Annotated in this window: 12 protein-coding genes; 4 read left to right on the forward strand and 8 right to left on the reverse strand. The window is 60.5% G+C overall.

Annotated elements, in window-relative coordinates:
* Positions 1–668 (forward strand): T9SS type A sorting domain-containing protein (locus tag FJY67_04535; GenBank protein MBM3328730.1); only part of this gene is annotated, 668 nt, incomplete at its 5' end.
* 159 nt (positions 669–827) lie between these two features.
* Here FJY67_04535 and FJY67_04540 read toward each other — a convergent pair.
* Positions 828–2684 carry a UDP-N-acetylmuramoyl-tripeptide--D-alanyl-D-alanine ligase gene (locus FJY67_04540; protein ID MBM3328731.1) on the reverse strand — a complete coding sequence of 619 codons (1857 nt, stop codon included), beginning with the start codon at positions 2682–2684 and terminating at the stop codon, positions 828–830.
* A 74-nt stretch (positions 2685–2758) separates the two neighbouring features.
* Between FJY67_04540 and FJY67_04545 the strand changes: the two genes are divergently transcribed.
* Positions 2759–5485: a pyruvate, phosphate dikinase gene (locus tag FJY67_04545; GenBank protein MBM3328732.1), complete on the forward strand. Its 2727-nt coding sequence runs from the start codon at positions 2759–2761 to the stop codon at positions 5483–5485.
* A gap of 3 nt (positions 5486–5488) precedes the next feature.
* Here the strand turns inward: FJY67_04545 and FJY67_04550 are convergent, their stop codons facing one another.
* The 7 genes from FJY67_04550 to FJY67_04580 all read right to left on the reverse strand — a co-directional run bounded on the left by FJY67_04550 (position 5489) and on the right by FJY67_04580 (position 11798).
* A complete protein-coding gene (locus tag FJY67_04550) occupies positions 5489–6985 on the reverse strand; it encodes an AAA family ATPase (GenBank protein ID MBM3328733.1) in 1497 nt (498 codons plus the stop codon).
* Positions 6986–7390: 405 nt separating this feature from the next.
* Positions 7391–8344: a rhomboid family intramembrane serine protease gene (locus FJY67_04555; GenBank protein MBM3328734.1), complete on the reverse strand. Its 954-nt coding sequence runs from the start codon at positions 8342–8344 to the stop codon at positions 7391–7393.
* 106 nt (positions 8345–8450) lie between these two features.
* Positions 8451–9404, reverse strand: a complete 954-nt coding sequence (speB, locus tag FJY67_04560; protein MBM3328735.1) for an agmatinase — start codon at positions 9402–9404, stop codon at positions 8451–8453.
* Positions 9316–10200 (reverse strand): polyamine aminopropyltransferase, encoded by an 885-nt coding sequence (gene speE, locus FJY67_04565; protein MBM3328736.1) that lies wholly within the window; start codon positions 10198–10200, stop codon positions 9316–9318. Before speE ends, speB begins: the two co-directional genes overlap by 89 nt.
* Positions 10201–10251: 51 nt before the next feature.
* The gene (locus FJY67_04570; protein MBM3328737.1) at positions 10252–10725 is read right to left on the reverse strand and encodes an arginine decarboxylase, pyruvoyl-dependent; all 474 of its coding nucleotides are present in this window, start codon (positions 10723–10725) and stop codon (positions 10252–10254) included.
* 2 nt (positions 10726–10727) lie between these two features.
* On the reverse strand, positions 10728–11138 hold the full coding sequence (gene speD / locus FJY67_04575; GenBank protein ID MBM3328738.1) for an adenosylmethionine decarboxylase: 411 nt from the start codon (positions 11136–11138) through the stop codon (positions 10728–10730).
* A gap of 108 nt (positions 11139–11246) precedes the next feature.
* Positions 11247–11798 carry a helix-turn-helix domain-containing protein gene (locus FJY67_04580; GenBank protein ID MBM3328739.1) on the reverse strand — a complete coding sequence of 184 codons (552 nt, stop codon included), beginning with the start codon at positions 11796–11798 and terminating at the stop codon, positions 11247–11249.
* A gap of 196 nt (positions 11799–11994) precedes the next feature.
* On the opposite strand from FJY67_04580, the gene FJY67_04585 reads away from it, so the two are divergent.
* Together FJY67_04585 and FJY67_04590 are read left to right on the forward strand one after the other, a co-directional pair.
* Positions 11995–14970: a T9SS type A sorting domain-containing protein gene (locus FJY67_04585; GenBank protein ID MBM3328740.1), complete on the forward strand. Its 2976-nt coding sequence runs from the start codon at positions 11995–11997 to the stop codon at positions 14968–14970.
* A 124-nt stretch (positions 14971–15094) separates the two neighbouring features.
* Positions 15095–16270 carry a pyridoxal phosphate-dependent aminotransferase gene (locus FJY67_04590; GenBank protein ID MBM3328741.1) on the forward strand — a complete coding sequence of 392 codons (1176 nt, stop codon included), beginning with the start codon at positions 15095–15097 and terminating at the stop codon, positions 16268–16270.
* Positions 16271–16330: the final 60 nt, after the last annotated feature.

A 16330-nucleotide genomic window follows, 5' to 3' on the forward strand; every position in this document is an offset into this window, starting at 1 on the left:
GGTCCTACGCGTTCGACCGGACGGGTGGCTATGCCTTGAAAGCCAAGGTCTTCGATCCCAACGTCGATCCGGTGCCGGCAGATTCCGTCCAATGGGCGATTCAGGTGCGCGGCGTCATCCGCGCCTTTGAGCCGAATCTCGCTGAAATCTCCCTCGAGCCGCGTCAGGAAACGACCTTCGAATTAATTCCCTTCAATGCCAACAACGACTCTATCGAGTTCTGGTGGACGCTGAATGAAGCCGACACTATGTCCATCGAGTCCACTTTGTCCATTTCATTTCAAGACACCGGCAGGTATGTCGTGACTGCCTTTGCCCGTCAGGAAGCGGAACTGGACAGCCAGATTTGGTTTGTGAGGGTTGAAAACTCTCTGGATGTTAGGGGTGAAGGCGGCGCCTTTGTGCCCGGAGATTTGACTCTTGATATCTTCCCCAACCCCTTCAATGACCGCGCGGAGGTTGCCATCACTGCCCCCACCATTGGCGCCGCTTCATTGGCGCTGTTCGACGTCCGCGGCCGGGAGGTCTGGTCGCGGCGTATTCAACTGACTGCCGGTCAAAGCCGGATAACAATCGGCGAAGGCGCGGTGAACGCGCCGGGGGTCTATCTGATCAAGTTCGAATCCGGCGGGCGGCGCTTGCTGCGGAAGGTGGTGGTGCTGAAGTGACGGGGGAGTCCTGCACTTCTACTTGAGAGCCTAACAAACTCGAGCACTTGAGCACTCGATCACTTCGTCCCAGCACCTTCCATCACTTTTCCGTCACACCGTATCTCATTATCCTTCCATCAGATACTCGCAAATTGTGACGATGTGACGATTTCCCCGTTACAATCCCTCATACTGATCCGGCAGGTCGTTTTCAAAGAGCATCGTATCGCCCGACTGGAGGAGCGGCTTTATCTGCTCCAAGCCCTCCGGGAGCGTCATGGCGGTCCGGATGTTTGCCGTGGGGAAGCCGGCTTCGATCAAGCCGTCGCGGATCGGATTCGTCCGCCTGCCGCCGATGAGCAGCACCAGGTCGCAGGCGCTGGCTGCCTGCCGGCCAAGGGTACGATTAGCCTCTGTTTCCATCGGGCCGAGTTCGATCATGCCCGGTGTTACCAGAATTCGTTTGCCGCCGGTGGCCATCGAGAGGACTTCGAGTGCGTCCCGGGCGCCAGTAGGATTGGAATTAAAGGCGTCGTCGATGATAGTGATGCCGTTCTCGCCGGGGCGTCGTTCCAGACGGTGCCGGACTGGCGGCATGTTGGCAAGCGTTTGGACGATGTCGCGACGTGCGATGCCGAGCCGGTCGGCCAATGCCGCCGCAGCAGTCGCATTGGCAACTCCGCTGCGTCCCAACAGCGACAGGTGCGTACTCACGACTTCACCATCCGGGAACCGTAGTTGAAAGGTCGTGCCCCCCGGTCCCACTTTTAGGTCGAATGCCTGCACAGTCGCGGTTCGGCCTTCCCCATTCCCTCCTCCCCTTACCTCGTCAGTTCCCACCTCGAACCATATCACCTCCCCCCGATGCGCTGCACCGATTTCCCGGCTGAGCGGGTCGCTGCCGTTCAAGACCGCCACCCCGTCCGGCGGCAACGCGCGGATCAGTTCCGACTTCGCTTCCTTTATCGCCTGCTGCGATCCGAACCGCTCGAGATGCTGAATCCCGATGACCGTGATGATGCCGTGCTGCGGCTGGACGAGGTCGCAGACATTCGCTATCGAGCCTTTCCGATAGGCGCCCATCTCGACTACGAAGGCTTCATGATAAGGACGAAGACCTTCCCGGATGGCACGCGTTACACCCATCAGGGTATTGTAACTGCCGGGCGGACGATAGACGTTGTAGCGCGCTGAGAGCATCGCCGAAAGCAACTCCTTGGTGCCGGTCTTGCCATAGGAGCCGGTTACACCGATCACTAACGGACGGACATCTTTGACGATCTGCTGCGCCTCGCTCAGGTAGCGTCTCCGGGAGAGCGCCTCAAACGGCTCAAGGGCCATCACTGCACCAGCCAGCCATAGTCCCGCCATCCGCTCCATAAAGAGCATCGTGAAGACGATCTCGGCGCCGCCGAGCCAGCGCGTGAGTGGACTCGCAATGAGCGCGAGGAAGACGGTCACCGCCAGCCCGGTCCCGGCGAGCAGAATTCGCCGCGCCCGAGCCGTCATCACCAGAGGCTTTCGGGCGCTGCGCAGTCTCTTGCGCATACCACGCGCTCCCAGCGCAAGGAACAGAGCGTAAGCGAATAGTCCAGCAGCGAGCAAGAGTCGTAATGTCGAATTGATATCTCCAAGGGGGAGGCTCTTATCCCTGCCGGCTGACCAGTGCATCTCGAGCACCGTCGCCGCTGCAATCACCATGATCACGCCGACGAGATCCCAGCCGGGAAGCCAGACCCGCCTGCGCTTCCAAAGGAACTGCCCCAGCCGCACCGGGCTATAGTCTTCAAGTTGCAGGATGTGCAAGTGGCTCTTCAGGCGCGTCCAGAGGCCAAAAGCCCAGGCTGGAAGGGTTAGCAGCAGGGCGATGATAAGGATGAAATTGACGGCGTCGCGGTTGATGGAGGTTCCTGTAATGAAGTGGGATAGACCAAACGGGCAAGTCTGAATTGGGCGATTAAAATGTCTCAGACAAACCGCCGGGTGCCTTAACACCGATGACGGGGGTGTCTGGATCCGGTTTTCGCTTGCCATAATGGCAGCGAGGCGCTATTTTGCAGGTTTACTGCTACCCTCCCGGAAATTCCGGGCATAACACAACAGGCATTATGAGCAACCAGTTCGTCTATTTCTTTGGCGCTGGATCGGCCGAAGGCCGCGCCGATATGAAAAATCTGCTCGGCGGCAAGGGCGCCAACCTCGCCGAGATGACCAACATCGGTCTGCCGGTTCCACCCGGGTTCACCATTACCACCGAAGTCTGCACCCATCACATGGAGACGGGAGGCTACCCTGAGGGTCTGGAGGAGTTTGTCCGGGATGCGATGGCAAAGGTTGAAGCGATTATCGGCGACAACTTCGGAGATACAAGTCGGCCGCTCCTCGTCAGTGTCCGTTCGGGCGCGCGCGCCTCAATGCCCGGAATGATGGACACGATCCTCAATTTAGGACTGAATGACGCCACAATCAAAGGACTCTTAGCCCGAACCGGCAATCCCCGCTTTGCATGGGATTCCTATCGCCGCTTCGTGCAGATGTATGGCGACGTCGTTCTCGGGGTCAAAGCCGCTTCCGACCGCGAAGCCGACCCGTTTGAGGAAGCCCTCGACGAAGCCAAGTCTTCCCGCGGCGTAAAGCACGATACGGAACTGATGGCTGAGGACTTGAGTCGTCTTGTTGACCGGTTCAAGGAGATCATTGCCGACCGCAAGGGCGTTCGTTTTCCGGAAGACCCCTGGGAGCAACTTTGGGGCGCGATCGGCGCGGTCTTTCATTCCTGGATGAATGATCGGGCGGTCGAGTATCGCCGCCTCAACAGCATCCCGGCACACTGGGGCACAGCGGTCAACGTTCAAGCAATGGTCTTCGGCAATATGGGCGACGACTCCGGCACCGGCGTCGCCTTCACCCGCAATCCGGCATCGGGTGCGCGCGAGTTCTACGGTGAATATCTCACCAACGCCCAGGGCGAAGACGTCGTCGCAGGAATCCGGACGCCCAAGCCGATCGTCGAATTGGCTGCTGAAATGCCGCCCGTCTATGCGCAATTGGACGAGGTGCGTGCGACCCTTGAGACTCACTTTCGCGATATGCAGGATTTTGAGTTTACGATTCAAAAAGGCCGCCTCTGGATGCTCCAGACCCGCGCCGGCAAGCGAACCGGCGTCGCAGCGGTGAAGATCGCGGTCGAAATGGTGAACGAAGGTCTCATTCAGCCGCGGGAAGCGCTCCTTAGGGTTCAGCCCGACCAGTTGAATCAACTCCTCAGGCCGGTCTTCGATCCAGTCCAGAAGGCAGCGGCGATCAAGGAGGGCCGAATGCTCGCCAGAGGACTTAACGCCGGGCCCGGCGCGGCGTCAGGGCGCATCGCCTTCTCAGCCTCCGAAGCCGTCGCACTTAGTGCTAAAAGCGAACCGGCGATCCTCGTGCGGATCGAAACCTCGCCCGAAGACATCAAGGGAATGAACGCTGCCGACGGCATCCTTACGGCGCGGGGCGGGATGACCTCCCATGCGGCGTTGGTGGCGCGTCAGATGGGCAAGGTCTGCGTCGCCGGCTGCGATGCGCTAAAAATCGACTATTCGGCAGGAGTGTTGAGAGCCGGGGTGAACACTCTTCGCGAAGGCGACTTCATCAGCATCGACGGCACCACCGGAGAGGTGATAGCGGGGAAATTGGCGACCATCGCCTCAGAAGTCGTTCAAGTGCTGATCGGGCGATCGCTTGCGCCCGAGCGGTCGGATATATACCACGCCTTTGCACAACTTATGTCGTGGGCCGACAGCGAGCGGCGACTGCGCATCCGCACCAATGCCGACCAGCCCGATCAAGCCGATGCGGCGCGGGCTCTCGGCGCCGAGGGGATCGGGCTCTGCCGGACCGAACACATGTTCTTCGGCGGCGACCGGATCGCTGCCGTGCGGGAAATGATTCTCGCTGAAAGCGAAGCCGGACGCAAGGCGGCGCTGGACAAACTCCTGCCGATGCAGCGGGAAGACTTCGCAGGCATCTTCCGGGCGATGGACGATCATCCGGTTACGATCCGCACCCTCGATCCGCCGCTCCACGAGTTTTTACCGCACAGCGACGCCGATATCGAGCAGGTAGCCCGGCACTCGGGTCTCTCTGTCGAGCGTTTGCGGGCGCGAATCGAGGCATTACACGAAGCCAATCCGATGCTTGGCCATCGCGGCTGCCGGCTCGGGATCGTCTTCCCCGAGATCACTGCGATGCAGGTGCGGGCAATCCTCGAAGCGGCCGTCGAGGCGTCGTCGGAGGGTGTCGCGGTGCATCCTGAGATCATGATACCGCTGGTCGGTTTTCGAGCCGAACTCGAAGCGCAGGTGAGGATTGTGCGAGATGTCGCCGAAGCGGTCTTTGCCGCCCAGGGACGCAGGATTGATTACCTCGTCGGGACGATGATCGAGCTGCCCCGTGCTGCCATCATCGCTGACCAGATCGCGGCTGTCGCGGAGTTCTTCTCGTTCGGAACCAACGACCTCACCCAGACGACGCTCGGCATCAGCCGCGACGACTCCAAGGGTTTCATACCTTTCTACCTGGAGCACGGCATCCTTGAGGATGAGCCATTTCAGACGCTCGATAAGGCGGGCGTCGGGAAGTTGATGGAATGGGGCGTTGCAGGTGGGCGTCGGACGCGCCCAACGCTGAAGGTCGGCATTTGCGGCGAGCATGGCGGCGATCCGCGATCGGTCGTCTTTTGCCACCACCTCGGATTCGACTATGTCTCCTGCTCGCCCTACCGGGTGCCGATAGCCCGGCTGGCTGCGGCACAGGCGGCTCTGGAATTCAGATCCGATGGAACAGTGGCGTGAACACTAACTTTGCCGGCTGCGATAGGCTCTCTTCACCAACCGGTCGAGGTAGCCGGGAGCGTCTTCGAGTAATTCGGAGGTGATATTAAGCGCCGATTTGCCTACCAGTTTAAGCCCGTATTCATAGTCCTTTAGGATTCCCTCAAGGAACCGATCGAGGGATTCGCCTGCTGCCCGCGCCATATCCCGGGCGGTGCGGATCGCACCGTCGGTGAACTCGAGGCGGATGCCGCTGCGCGCGACGAACCTCCGGCAGAACTGCTCCACCAAAGCGGCCGGGAGCATCGCCTGCAAGACCTCTTCCGGCTGGTGATAGAGTTCTGAAGTTACGCGCAGCCGGCTGACGCCGACCCCCGGCAGCGACCGTTCAAAGGGCAGGAGGACTCGCTCCACAACGCCAACCAGACCGCGCGCGCCGGAGCCTCTCCGGTGCGCTTCGGACGCAATCAACCGGAGCGCATCGTCGTCGAACTGGAGGTCGATGCCGTAGGCGGCGAAGTCGCGCCGTTTGCCCTGCACCACCGCGCTGTTGGGGTTCTTCAGTATGCCAAACAAGCCTTCCTCGTCGAGGTCGCTCATCGTCACCATCACCGGAATCCGCCCGACGAACTCCGACTCGAAGCCGTAATCGGTCAGGTCTTGCGGATGAAGCCGCGTGAGCAGGTTGCGCGCGTCCTCACGGGAAGCCATTTCGACACCGGTGAAGCCCATTCCGCCTTTTTTGAGTCGTCGCGCGATAATCTCGGTCAAGCCGTTGAAGGCGCCTGACATCACAAAGAGGATGTTGCGGGTGTTGACCTTTTTGCGCACCGATTTACCGGTGCGCTGGGTTTCGATCACCGCTTCCATTTGACTGGCGAGGTCGTGCGGCACCTTCATATCGACCTCCGTCTCTTCCATCAGTTTCAGCAGGTTGCGCTGCACGCCGCTGCGCGAGACATCGGGGCCGAACCAGTTGCCAGCCGAGGCGATCTTGTCGATCTCGTCGATGTAGATGATGCCGTATTCAGCGAGCGGGATGTTCCCGCCGGCTTGATGGACGAGGTCGCGCACGAGGTCCTCGACGTCGCCGCCGACATAGCCGGTTTCGCTGAACTTGGTCGCGTCGCCTTTGACGAACGGCACCCGCAATTTATGTGCTATCAACTTGATGAGGTAGGTCTTCCCAACCCCGGTCGGGCCGACCAGAAGGAGATTCGACTTAACGTGACCGACGATGCGCGGCAGTTCGGGGTGCTCGCGTTCGAGACGCATCCGGTGGAAATGGGTGCATATCTTCGTCGCGGCTACCTCGATGGCAGAATCCTGACCGACGATGTAGGACTTCAGGTAGTCGATCAGTTCCGACGGCTTGGTGTCGAAACGGATTTCCTCAACCGACGGCTCGAAAGACCGTCCTCCCGGAGGCGCGCCATACTCGTCGGGGTCGGGCTGAACCTGCTCCTTCAGGATTTCCTGAACGCGGTTGTCGATATTGAAGGGACGGGGTTCTTCAGGCATTATTAATCAGTGCTGATATGGGTTGACTTGGAGGGCGGACATTGACTACGCCTTCGGCTTGTCCTGTGACAGTCCTGTCCGCCCTTTCTATTACTACTTGGTGCAGTTAGTTCTTGTCTTCTCCCCACTGCTTCGCGGGTGGTGGAATAAAAGGGGGGGCAATATGGGTTTGCACTTCTACCCCCCTGTTGTCCCCCCGCTCAGCGGGAGGACAAAACAAGATGATACTGCACCCATTAATAATCCGGACATATTATAGTTGCCCCTTCCGCTTGTGGATGGTCGCGTTGGGTCGATTCCAAATCGCCCGACGAGGAGATTGGAGCACATTTGATTGGCGGATTGGAATCCGCCGCTACGCGGGCAACTATGAAACGCCCCCTAATACCTGACCGTAGTCCTTAGTCACCCCCGCTCTTCCATCTGCTTCAGGATTTCGCTCGCTTCGCGCAGGCGGCGCCGCTCCCACGTGGTAAGGTTCTCCATCCCGACCTCGTTGATCTTGTCGAGCAGGTCGTCAACCTCGCGGCGGAGGCGGTCTTCTTCGCTGCGTCTATGTGTGTAGCGTTCTTGCTCGCGCTCGCGCTGCCAGTTCTTCACTGACCGCGCCATCCTCCGGACGAGCCGGTCGCGGGTCAGGTAGAGCACTCCAATCACCATCCCCCCCAGGTGAACAACATGCGCGATAGGACTGGCTCCGGGCCGCAGCGACGATATGAACTCGAAGATCCCAAACATGGCGACCAGATACTTCGCCTTGATGGGGAAGAGAAAGTAGAAATAGATGATGTTGTTCGGGAAGAGTAGTCCGTAGGCTGCCAGCAGCCCATACATCGCTCCCGACGCGCCGATGATGATGACCTCTGACGACGGCGTAAGGAGGGCGTTGGAGAGTCCGGCGCCTATCCCGACGATGAAATAGTAGCGCAGGAAGAAAGCACTCCCCCAGACTCCCTCGAGCGCGCTCCCGAACATCCAGAGCACGAGGAGGTTAAAGAGGAGGTGCATCAGGCCGCCGTGCAGGAACATGTAGGTCACCGGCTGCCAGATCGCCCGTCGCACCCAGACCGCCGCCGGCGTCAAACCAAAGGTATATTCGAATTCCGAAGAGAGAACCATCTGCAGCAGGAAGACGGCGACATTAGCCGTCAGGAGGCCTCGAACAGCCGGAGTCAACCCGCCGCCGAAGTTCCCCAAGGATGATCCCCGGTAGTAGTAGTAAGACGACATCTGCCTAACATAATACGAAAACGGCAGGCAGAACGGAAGCGAGCAGATCACTCCGGCGAGCGCCGGAGGCAGAGACGCGGCGGGTGAGGAAAAGGAGAAGCCCCATCCAGGGATAACTGATGGAAGCACTTACTCCGCGGGTTTAGCCGCAGCGCCGCCATCCTGACGGCTGGCCGGAGCCAGCAAGATGCTGGCGCTACGTTATCGCTGGTTCGAAGGGATAAGCCCGGTGTCGCTATGACCGGCTGGTCAGCAGGACTAGGAAGAGTTCCCGCACCACAGAAGCCGCAACAACCGAAGAGACCCCCGACGAGTCGTAGTGGGGCGCCAATTCGACGACGTCCGCGCCGACGACATTAAGGCGCGACAGGATGCGGGCGATCTGGATGAACTCGCGATAGGTGATCCCGAACGGTTCAGGATTGCCTACACCGGGCACAAGAGAGGGATCGAAGACGTCGAGGTCTATCGTCACATAGATCGGCCCCTTCGCCGGTAGTTGGCGCATGACCCGCTCGACATCCCGCTGACCGCCTTCAAGGCCAAGCGGCAGTTCCAGTCCGGAGCCGACCAGTTCTTCGCGCGTCCCGGATCGAATGCCGAACCGAATGATCCGGTCGGCCGGAATCGTATCCATCAACCTCCGGATGACGGTTGCATGGCTAAATCTCTCTTCGAGGTATTCGTCACGCAGGTCGGTGTGGGCGTCGAGTTGAAGGAAGGTGAGGTTGGGGTGGACTTCGAGGAGCGCTTTGGCGGCGCCAAGCGAAACGGTATGCTCTCCGCCGATCAGGAGCGGCTTCATCCCTCGCTTCAAAATATCACGAATGCTATCGGCGACGAAGTCTATCGTCCGGCCGGCTGATCCGGGCGGCAGTTCGAGGTCGCCGAGGTCGATATAATCGTAATCGTCGAGACTCGCGTCAAGGAACGGGCTATAGGTCTCAAGGCTTGACGAAGCCTCGCGGATAGCCGCCGGCCCGAACCGTGCACCGGCGCGGTAGGAGGCCGTGCCGTCGAACGGCGCACCTATAAGCGCCGCGCCGCCCTTGCCATGCTCCGAGAGTGCTCCCAGGAAACGCATACTCATCCCGCTGCTTCTAAGGCCGCCCGGAGGGCTGCCCGCCGGCCCCGCAAATATCCCGAACATACTGCGGGAGGCAAAAGGCACCCTCGTGAATATCACCATTATAATAGCGCAGTGGCGCAGAGAAAGTGCTGTATCTCACTTTGTCAGCCGACCGCGGGAAGTTCCCCTCCTTCGCCGCGGCAAAGAAACTCCACAGCCCCGGCAGATAGGTCGGCGTGTGCGCCAGATAGAGCGCGCCGTCGGCAAATATGTCGCGCACCAGACCGATCGTTGCCGTTACGCGCGGTCCCGACAGGAAGGGCGACCCGATCTGCCCGGCTGCCAGCCCGCCCTCACTCAGGGCGTCCCGTAAGTCGGTGAAAAAAGGCCGCCCAAAGAGCCCCTCGGCCGGACCGACCGGGTCCGAGCCATCGACCACAATCACGTCGAACTCCGCTTTCATATCTTTCAGCGCCGCAATGGCATCCCCGATCACCAGTTCGACCTTGGGATGGTCATAGGCCGCCGCTATTCCGGGCAGATACTCGCGGCACAGTTCAACGACATCGTTGTCGATCTCGACCTGAACCACTCTCTCCACGCTCCTGTGCTTGACGATCTCCCGCAGCGACCCGCCGTCGCCGCCGCCGATCACAAGGACTCGCTTGGGATCGGGATGAGCGAACATCGGAACGTGCACCAGCATCTCGTGGTAGGGCGCTTCATCGCGCTCGGAGGTCATCACCAGGCCGTCGATGACCAGCATCCGACCCATCTCTACCGTGTCCAGGATATCGACGGTTTGAAAGGCATTCACCCGCCGCGCCAGCGTCTCGCGGACCCGGAAGGTTATGCCAAAGTCAGGAGTGTGATACTCTGTGAACCAGAGCCGGCCGGGGGTCGATGAGGTGGTCAATTCGTAGTGAGTCCAAGTCCTGTGAAAGTAGTCGGAAGAGAGTCCGGACTATTACTCCTCGTGCCAGAGCAACACTGCCGCCAGCGCCGCGCCATGATCGACGACCTGATGCCCGGCAGAGACGCTCTCAACGCGAAGGATCTCCGAACGGCGATCGCGAAGGGCTTGCTCAGCCATCGACCGGACGAGACGCTCGGCTTCGTCCGCCTCCATTTCAAAGTGCCCCTCCATAATGACGCCAGGCTGGGTCGGATCGACCGGCAGACCGATCGCGACGGCTGCCGCAATATGACCGCCCTTGTGCCGGGAGGTGTGGCTTCCGAGCGCCGCATGGACGATCATCCCCGGCGGGATCGAGTCGATCCGGCCCGGAACCGCGCCCGGCGGCATAATGCTGGTGACCTTAACGAGGTTGAAATTGCCCGCGCCGGAAGCGATCAGCGCCCGGTCGAAGGCATTGAGCGAGGTGGCCGCATCCCCGGCTCCGGCGACGAGCAGATAGCGGTTGGGAACCTTCAGCGCCACCTTTAGACTTCGATGGCGGCCGCGACGGCAGGCAGGGGTTTGTGATAGAGCGGCTGGCCAGAATTTGCGATCTGTCCGCGCTTGAACTCGCGCACCTCAAAGCGACCTCCGCCGAAGGCATGGCGCAGCACATCGAACCCGCGATAGGGGTCGATGTCGCTGCCGCAGGTGAAGAGATCGACCGCCGCATAGCCATATTCCGGCCAGGTATGAATCGCCAGATGCGACTCGGCGATTACCACAACGCCGCTCACCCCCCAGGGGCTGAAACGGTGGAAGATCTCCCCCACCACCGTAGCGCCGGTGGCATTTGCCGCCTCGAGCATCGAACGCCGAACGTGATCGACGTCGTCGAGGAGGGTGCTCGAGCAGCCGTGGTATTCCACCATCAACTGCCGTCCCAAAGCCTGCATTTCCAACTCAGATAGCCCCCTATGGGTTAGAAGAACGAATCGTGCGCGGCCGCTGATGCCGCGTTCACGCGGGGCCGAAGCGCTCCGGCAACCCTGCTGTGGTGTATGCTAAAAGTTCGGCGGAGATGTGACCCAAAGCAGAGTCGCCTTCGCGCGATAAGGATTGCCGATCCGATGCTCGCGATCGGCGGTGACATAGAAACAGTCCCCCGCCCGCACCTTGAATTGATCCGTCCCATACAGCAGCACCGCCCGGCCTTGAACAAGGTAGCCGAAGGCATCCCCCTGATAGGGCGACCGGAGTGCCGATGACGCGCCCGGCGGCAGGTGCAGCAGCGCCGGCTCCATCCGGCGGTTGGTCGCTCCCGGAACGAGCAGCGCCAGATTGCCTTCCCCATCCTCGATCTCGGCCTGATCGCGCGAGGTGAAGGTAACCCGCACCGGCTCGACGTCGCGGAAGAACTCGGCCAGCGAGATATTGAGCGCGTCGAGGATTTGCTTCAGACTATCGATCGAGAGCGACGTCCGACCACGCTCCACCTGGCTGATGAAGCCGTCGGTCAGATCGGCGCGACCGGCCAGTTCGTCCTGTGTAAGGTCAGCCGCGCTCCGTAAGTTACGAATTCGGCGACCGATATCGAGTATGAACGAATCCTGCAAGGATATTAAGCGGCGGTCTTAATAAAGTAGGCAAGCAATATAGATTCCACTATCCTCCTTGTCAACAGGTTCCCGGCCTCATACCGGCACTTTATTAAGAATTTCACTTACGATGGTGCCGGAGTGAGGAGCCCGGGATGCGAATGGGATTGTCCGCAAGGGTTGCCGGTTAACCACGTTCAATAGTATATTGAGAATGGTGAAGAATACCGTTCACATAGTCGTCTGGGTTGTCTTGGCGGTAAGCATCCTAACCGTCGAGGAAGCCAATTCGCGGGGTGCCAACCGTAGCGCCGTCATCCTGACGGCAGGTCGAAGCCAGCAAGATACTGGCGCTACGTTTTCGTCAATAGGTCGATGCCAGCAAGATGCCGGCGCTACGTTTTCGTCAGCAGGTCGAAGCCAGCAAGATGCTGGCGCTACGTTTTCGGCGGAAGGGGAAGATTATCTAGTCGGTATAGGACTTGGCGCGCTGCTCGAAAGCGGGGAATTGGTTGAAGTGGTGTTAACTCAGCCCCCCCTTGGGAAGCGGGTCGTCTATCAGCAGACCTATGGCGGTTACCCGGTGCTCGGTGGTGCGCTAATCGTGCGCTTCGACCGGGAGGGCCGGATCATAAGCCATTTCAATTCACTGGCAGCATGGAAAGAGCGACCAGCGGTTACGATTTCGCTGGACCGGGAGGCGGCCGTCGCAGAGGCACTTCGGATGACCGGCAACCGGCCCTTGCGCGATGACGCAAGCGCGGAGGTGGCAATCCTCCCTCGCGACGGGCGTCCGGTCGCGGTCTGGCAGGTTGAACTGCCGGTCGCGGCGCCGCCGGCTGACCTCGAGGTGCTGATCGACGCGCTAACCGGAGGGGTGCTTCAAGTCGAGGATCGTCTCGCACGGATCGACGGGCGGGGCTTGATCTTCGACCCCGATCCGAAGAGCGCGCTCGGAACCGATACTCTCCGCGACGAAGACGATGCCGCGGATGCAATTCCCGAGGCTGCTTACCGACAAGTTCTTCTCGAAAATCTGGCGCAGGACGATGACGGCCTCTACATCCTGCGCGGCCCCTATGTCGATGCGACGCTTTCGCCCGACCCCGCCCGCCTCGAATCGCCCGACTTCCTCTTCGACCGATCGGACCGCCGGTTCGAACAGGTGATGGGGTATTACCACCTCGACCGCTACGCACGCTATCTGATCGACGTTATCGAACTTGTGGACATCGTCCCCCAGCCACAACGAATAGCGGCGAACGGGGTCGAGGACGATATGAGTTTTTACAGTCCCTTCACCGGACTCATCACGACCGGCAGCGGCGGAGTCGATGACGGCGAAGACGCCGATGTTTGGATTCACGAATATACTCACGCCCTGATCGAAGCGATCCTCCCGCGCTGGCGCGGCGGGGATTCGGGGCTGATGGCTGAAGGCCTCTGCGACTACTTCGCCGGAGACCGGTCGCGAGCCGTCGTTCCCGACTTTCAGCCCGAATGGATCTATAATTGGGACGGGCACAACGAGTTTTGGGGGGGGCGGGTGCTCGATGCCGACTACACCTATCCCGAAGACGCCGGGCGCGAACGGCACGACGCCGGGCAGTTATGGTCGGCGTTTCTGACCGAGATCGCCCGATCGGTGGAGAACTCCGACCTGTGGAACAGCATCGTTATCGGCCACCTCGCTTCACTCGGCGACAGCGTGTCGGTCCCGGACGCGGCAATGGCGCTGCTGTCCAATGAATTGGCTTTGGCTGAGGGTCGTTACCGGCGCCAAATCCTGGAACCTGCCGAACGACGAGGCATCCTGCCCTATGGGAGGTTTCGCCCGCAGATTACCCATCAACCTACCGGCGATACCGAAGACCTGGGCGGTGAGCGCATCCTGACCGTGATCACAACCAGTGGGTTGCCCATTGCAAATCAAGGCGTCAGGTTGATCTATGGCTATGATCGAATGGAAGTCCGGGAGATTGCATTTGAGTTATTGAATAGAGTAGAGCAACTCTGGCAGGCGCGGCTCCCGCTACCGGAACAGGAAGCGGACGTTCACTACTACCTCGTCGCGGTCGACGTTACCGGTGTCGAGGGCTTTGCACCACCGGGGGCGCCGGAGAACACCTACTCCTTCCATGTCGGACCGGACCGGGTGCCTCCGGAGTTCGTCGAAGTCGATTCGCTCTACGATACCCCCTTCCCGGTCGGATCGGCGCGATTCGGAGCGCGAATAATCGACAACATCGGCGTGTCAGACGTGAGGTTACTCTGGCTGACCCGCGACGGCGAGCAGTCGGGCGAGGTGATACTTACGAGGCAGGAGGACGATTCGTCGCACTTCGCCGGTCGGTTGACGTGGAACCTGCCTCGCGATGGGACGCTGCTCTATCGGCTTCTCGCGCGCGACCGTGCTGCGGCGCGTAATCTTGCCGGACTGCCGTTCCGGGCGATGAATGTCCGCCGGGAAGCCGTTATCGACGACTTTGAGCGGCTCAATCATCGGTGGCTGCTTGACGGCTGGGAGCGCGATTCGACCGCCGTGCGGGAGGGGCGCTTCGGCCTCTCGGACCGGATCGGACGGCAGAACGAACAGCAGATTGCCATCGCGGAGTTGGACGAGGGGTGGGCGCTCGCCGGATTCGGCCGGGCGCGGCTAAGGTTTTGGGAGCAGCATCGCTACGACATCGGCTCGTTTGGCCGGATAGAAGTGTCCCAGGGCGAGGACGAGTGGACAGTCCTCCAATATTTTCAGCAGCGGACCGAGTGGTGGGAGCAGCGCGAAATCAATCTCGATCGATACGCCGTTGACAATGCAGCCCCGATCCGGGTGCGATTCGTTTCGGCTATAAGGCCAGGCGCCGGACTATTTTGGGTCCTCGACCGAATCGAACTCTCGCTCGGCGTGATCGTCGCGGCGGACGCCGACTCCGTCGAGGCGGCAGCAGAGCCAGCCCTCTCTCTCCATCCCAACCCGACGAATGGCCGGTTGACGGTCATTTGGCATCTGCCGTCCACCGGACACTTCGAAGTTATTGATTTGGCTGGCCGTTCAGTGCGCCGCCTGGAGGCCGACTCAGGGACGGGTCAGGCCTCGCTCGACCTTGAGAGACTGCCGTCGGGTGTTTATCTAGCGGCTCTTTCCTACTCCGGCACCCGCATGATCCGCAAGTTTGCGCTGGTGAAGTAGGTAAAGTCAAGGGTCTCCTCCGGGCAAGATGCTTCACTTCGTTCAGCATGACATAGCAAGAATATTCTGCTCTGAATGATAGATACCCTAAAGTTCCATATTCCATCTTCCATTTTCCATACAGATGCCCTCACCTTCATCGCTCTCGCGCCAGCCCTTGCCGCCTACAGTTTGGAATCAAATCGAATCCGAAGCCGCCCGCCAGGCCGCCATCGGCCGCGACGTCGTCTGCCTCCATGTCGGCGATGCGCATCGACCCTTCCCGGCAGCGCTCCTGACGCCGGTTGAGGGCGAGGATACTATCTTTGGACAACTCAATCGCTATGGCGACACCTACGGGGAGCGAGCGTTGCGGGAAGCGCTTATCGAACGCGCAGTTGCACGAGGACTTCCGATCGTCGGCATCGAGCAGATACAGATCACCGCCGGCGCCACGGGGGGCCTTTATTCGGCCTTCTCCCGACTAATGCCGCGCGGAGCCGAAGTGCTCACCCCGGCGCCTTATTGGTCGATTCTGCGACAGGTCGCAGACGCTGCCGGAGTGCACCTTATCGAAGTGCCCTTCTTCGACCGCCTGGCAGCCGAGCCAAGCCTCGACCCGGCGTCGCTGCTCGAGAGCCATCTTACCGAGCGGACTGCCGGCATTTACCTGAACACGCCGTCGAATCCAACCGGTATGTTGCTCGGACGGGACCTTTTGATGAGGTTAGCCGACTTTGCAGGTCGTAATGACCTCTGGATCTTCTCCGATGAGGCTTATCAGGACTTCGTCTGGTCGGGTGATGAGCACGTATCCATCGGCTCGCTGCCCGGAACGTTCGAGCGGACGGTAACAGTCGGGACGGCGTCCAAGTGCTTTGGCGCGTCGGGAATGCGGGTCGGCTGGGTGATGGCTCCGGCGTGGGTTGTGTCGCAGATCAACCGGGGTGTCGTAGGATCGGTCTATCAAGCCGGCCGGTCGGCGCAACTGATGGCCTGGCGCGGTCTGCAGCGATTTACACCGACGGTCGGCCAGTTCCGGGATGACTATGGCGCTACGTATCAGTGGGCAAGTGAGGCAATAGAGGCCCGGACGCTGCCCTGCTTGGGCGGATTCTACTTTTGGGTAGAATTAGGCGACGGGTGGGAACAACTCTCCGCAGAGGATCAAGTTGGTCGCATGCTTGAGGCGGGTGTTGCCCTCGCGCCCGGTGAGTATTTCGGCAGGGACTACCGCAACTGGGCAAGGCTCTGTTTCACCGTCGTCCCCCCCGACCGGCTGCGTGAAGGTGTCGCCCGGCTCAACCGGCTGCTGGGGTGATGATCGGGTCAGCGAGGCCGAATGTTGGACATTCCGGACGCTTGAGATTTGGCAAACAGG

Source organism: Calditrichota bacterium (assembly GCA_016867835.1).
GTDB lineage: Bacteria > Electryoneota > AABM5-125-24 > Hatepunaeales > Hatepunaeaceae > VGIQ01.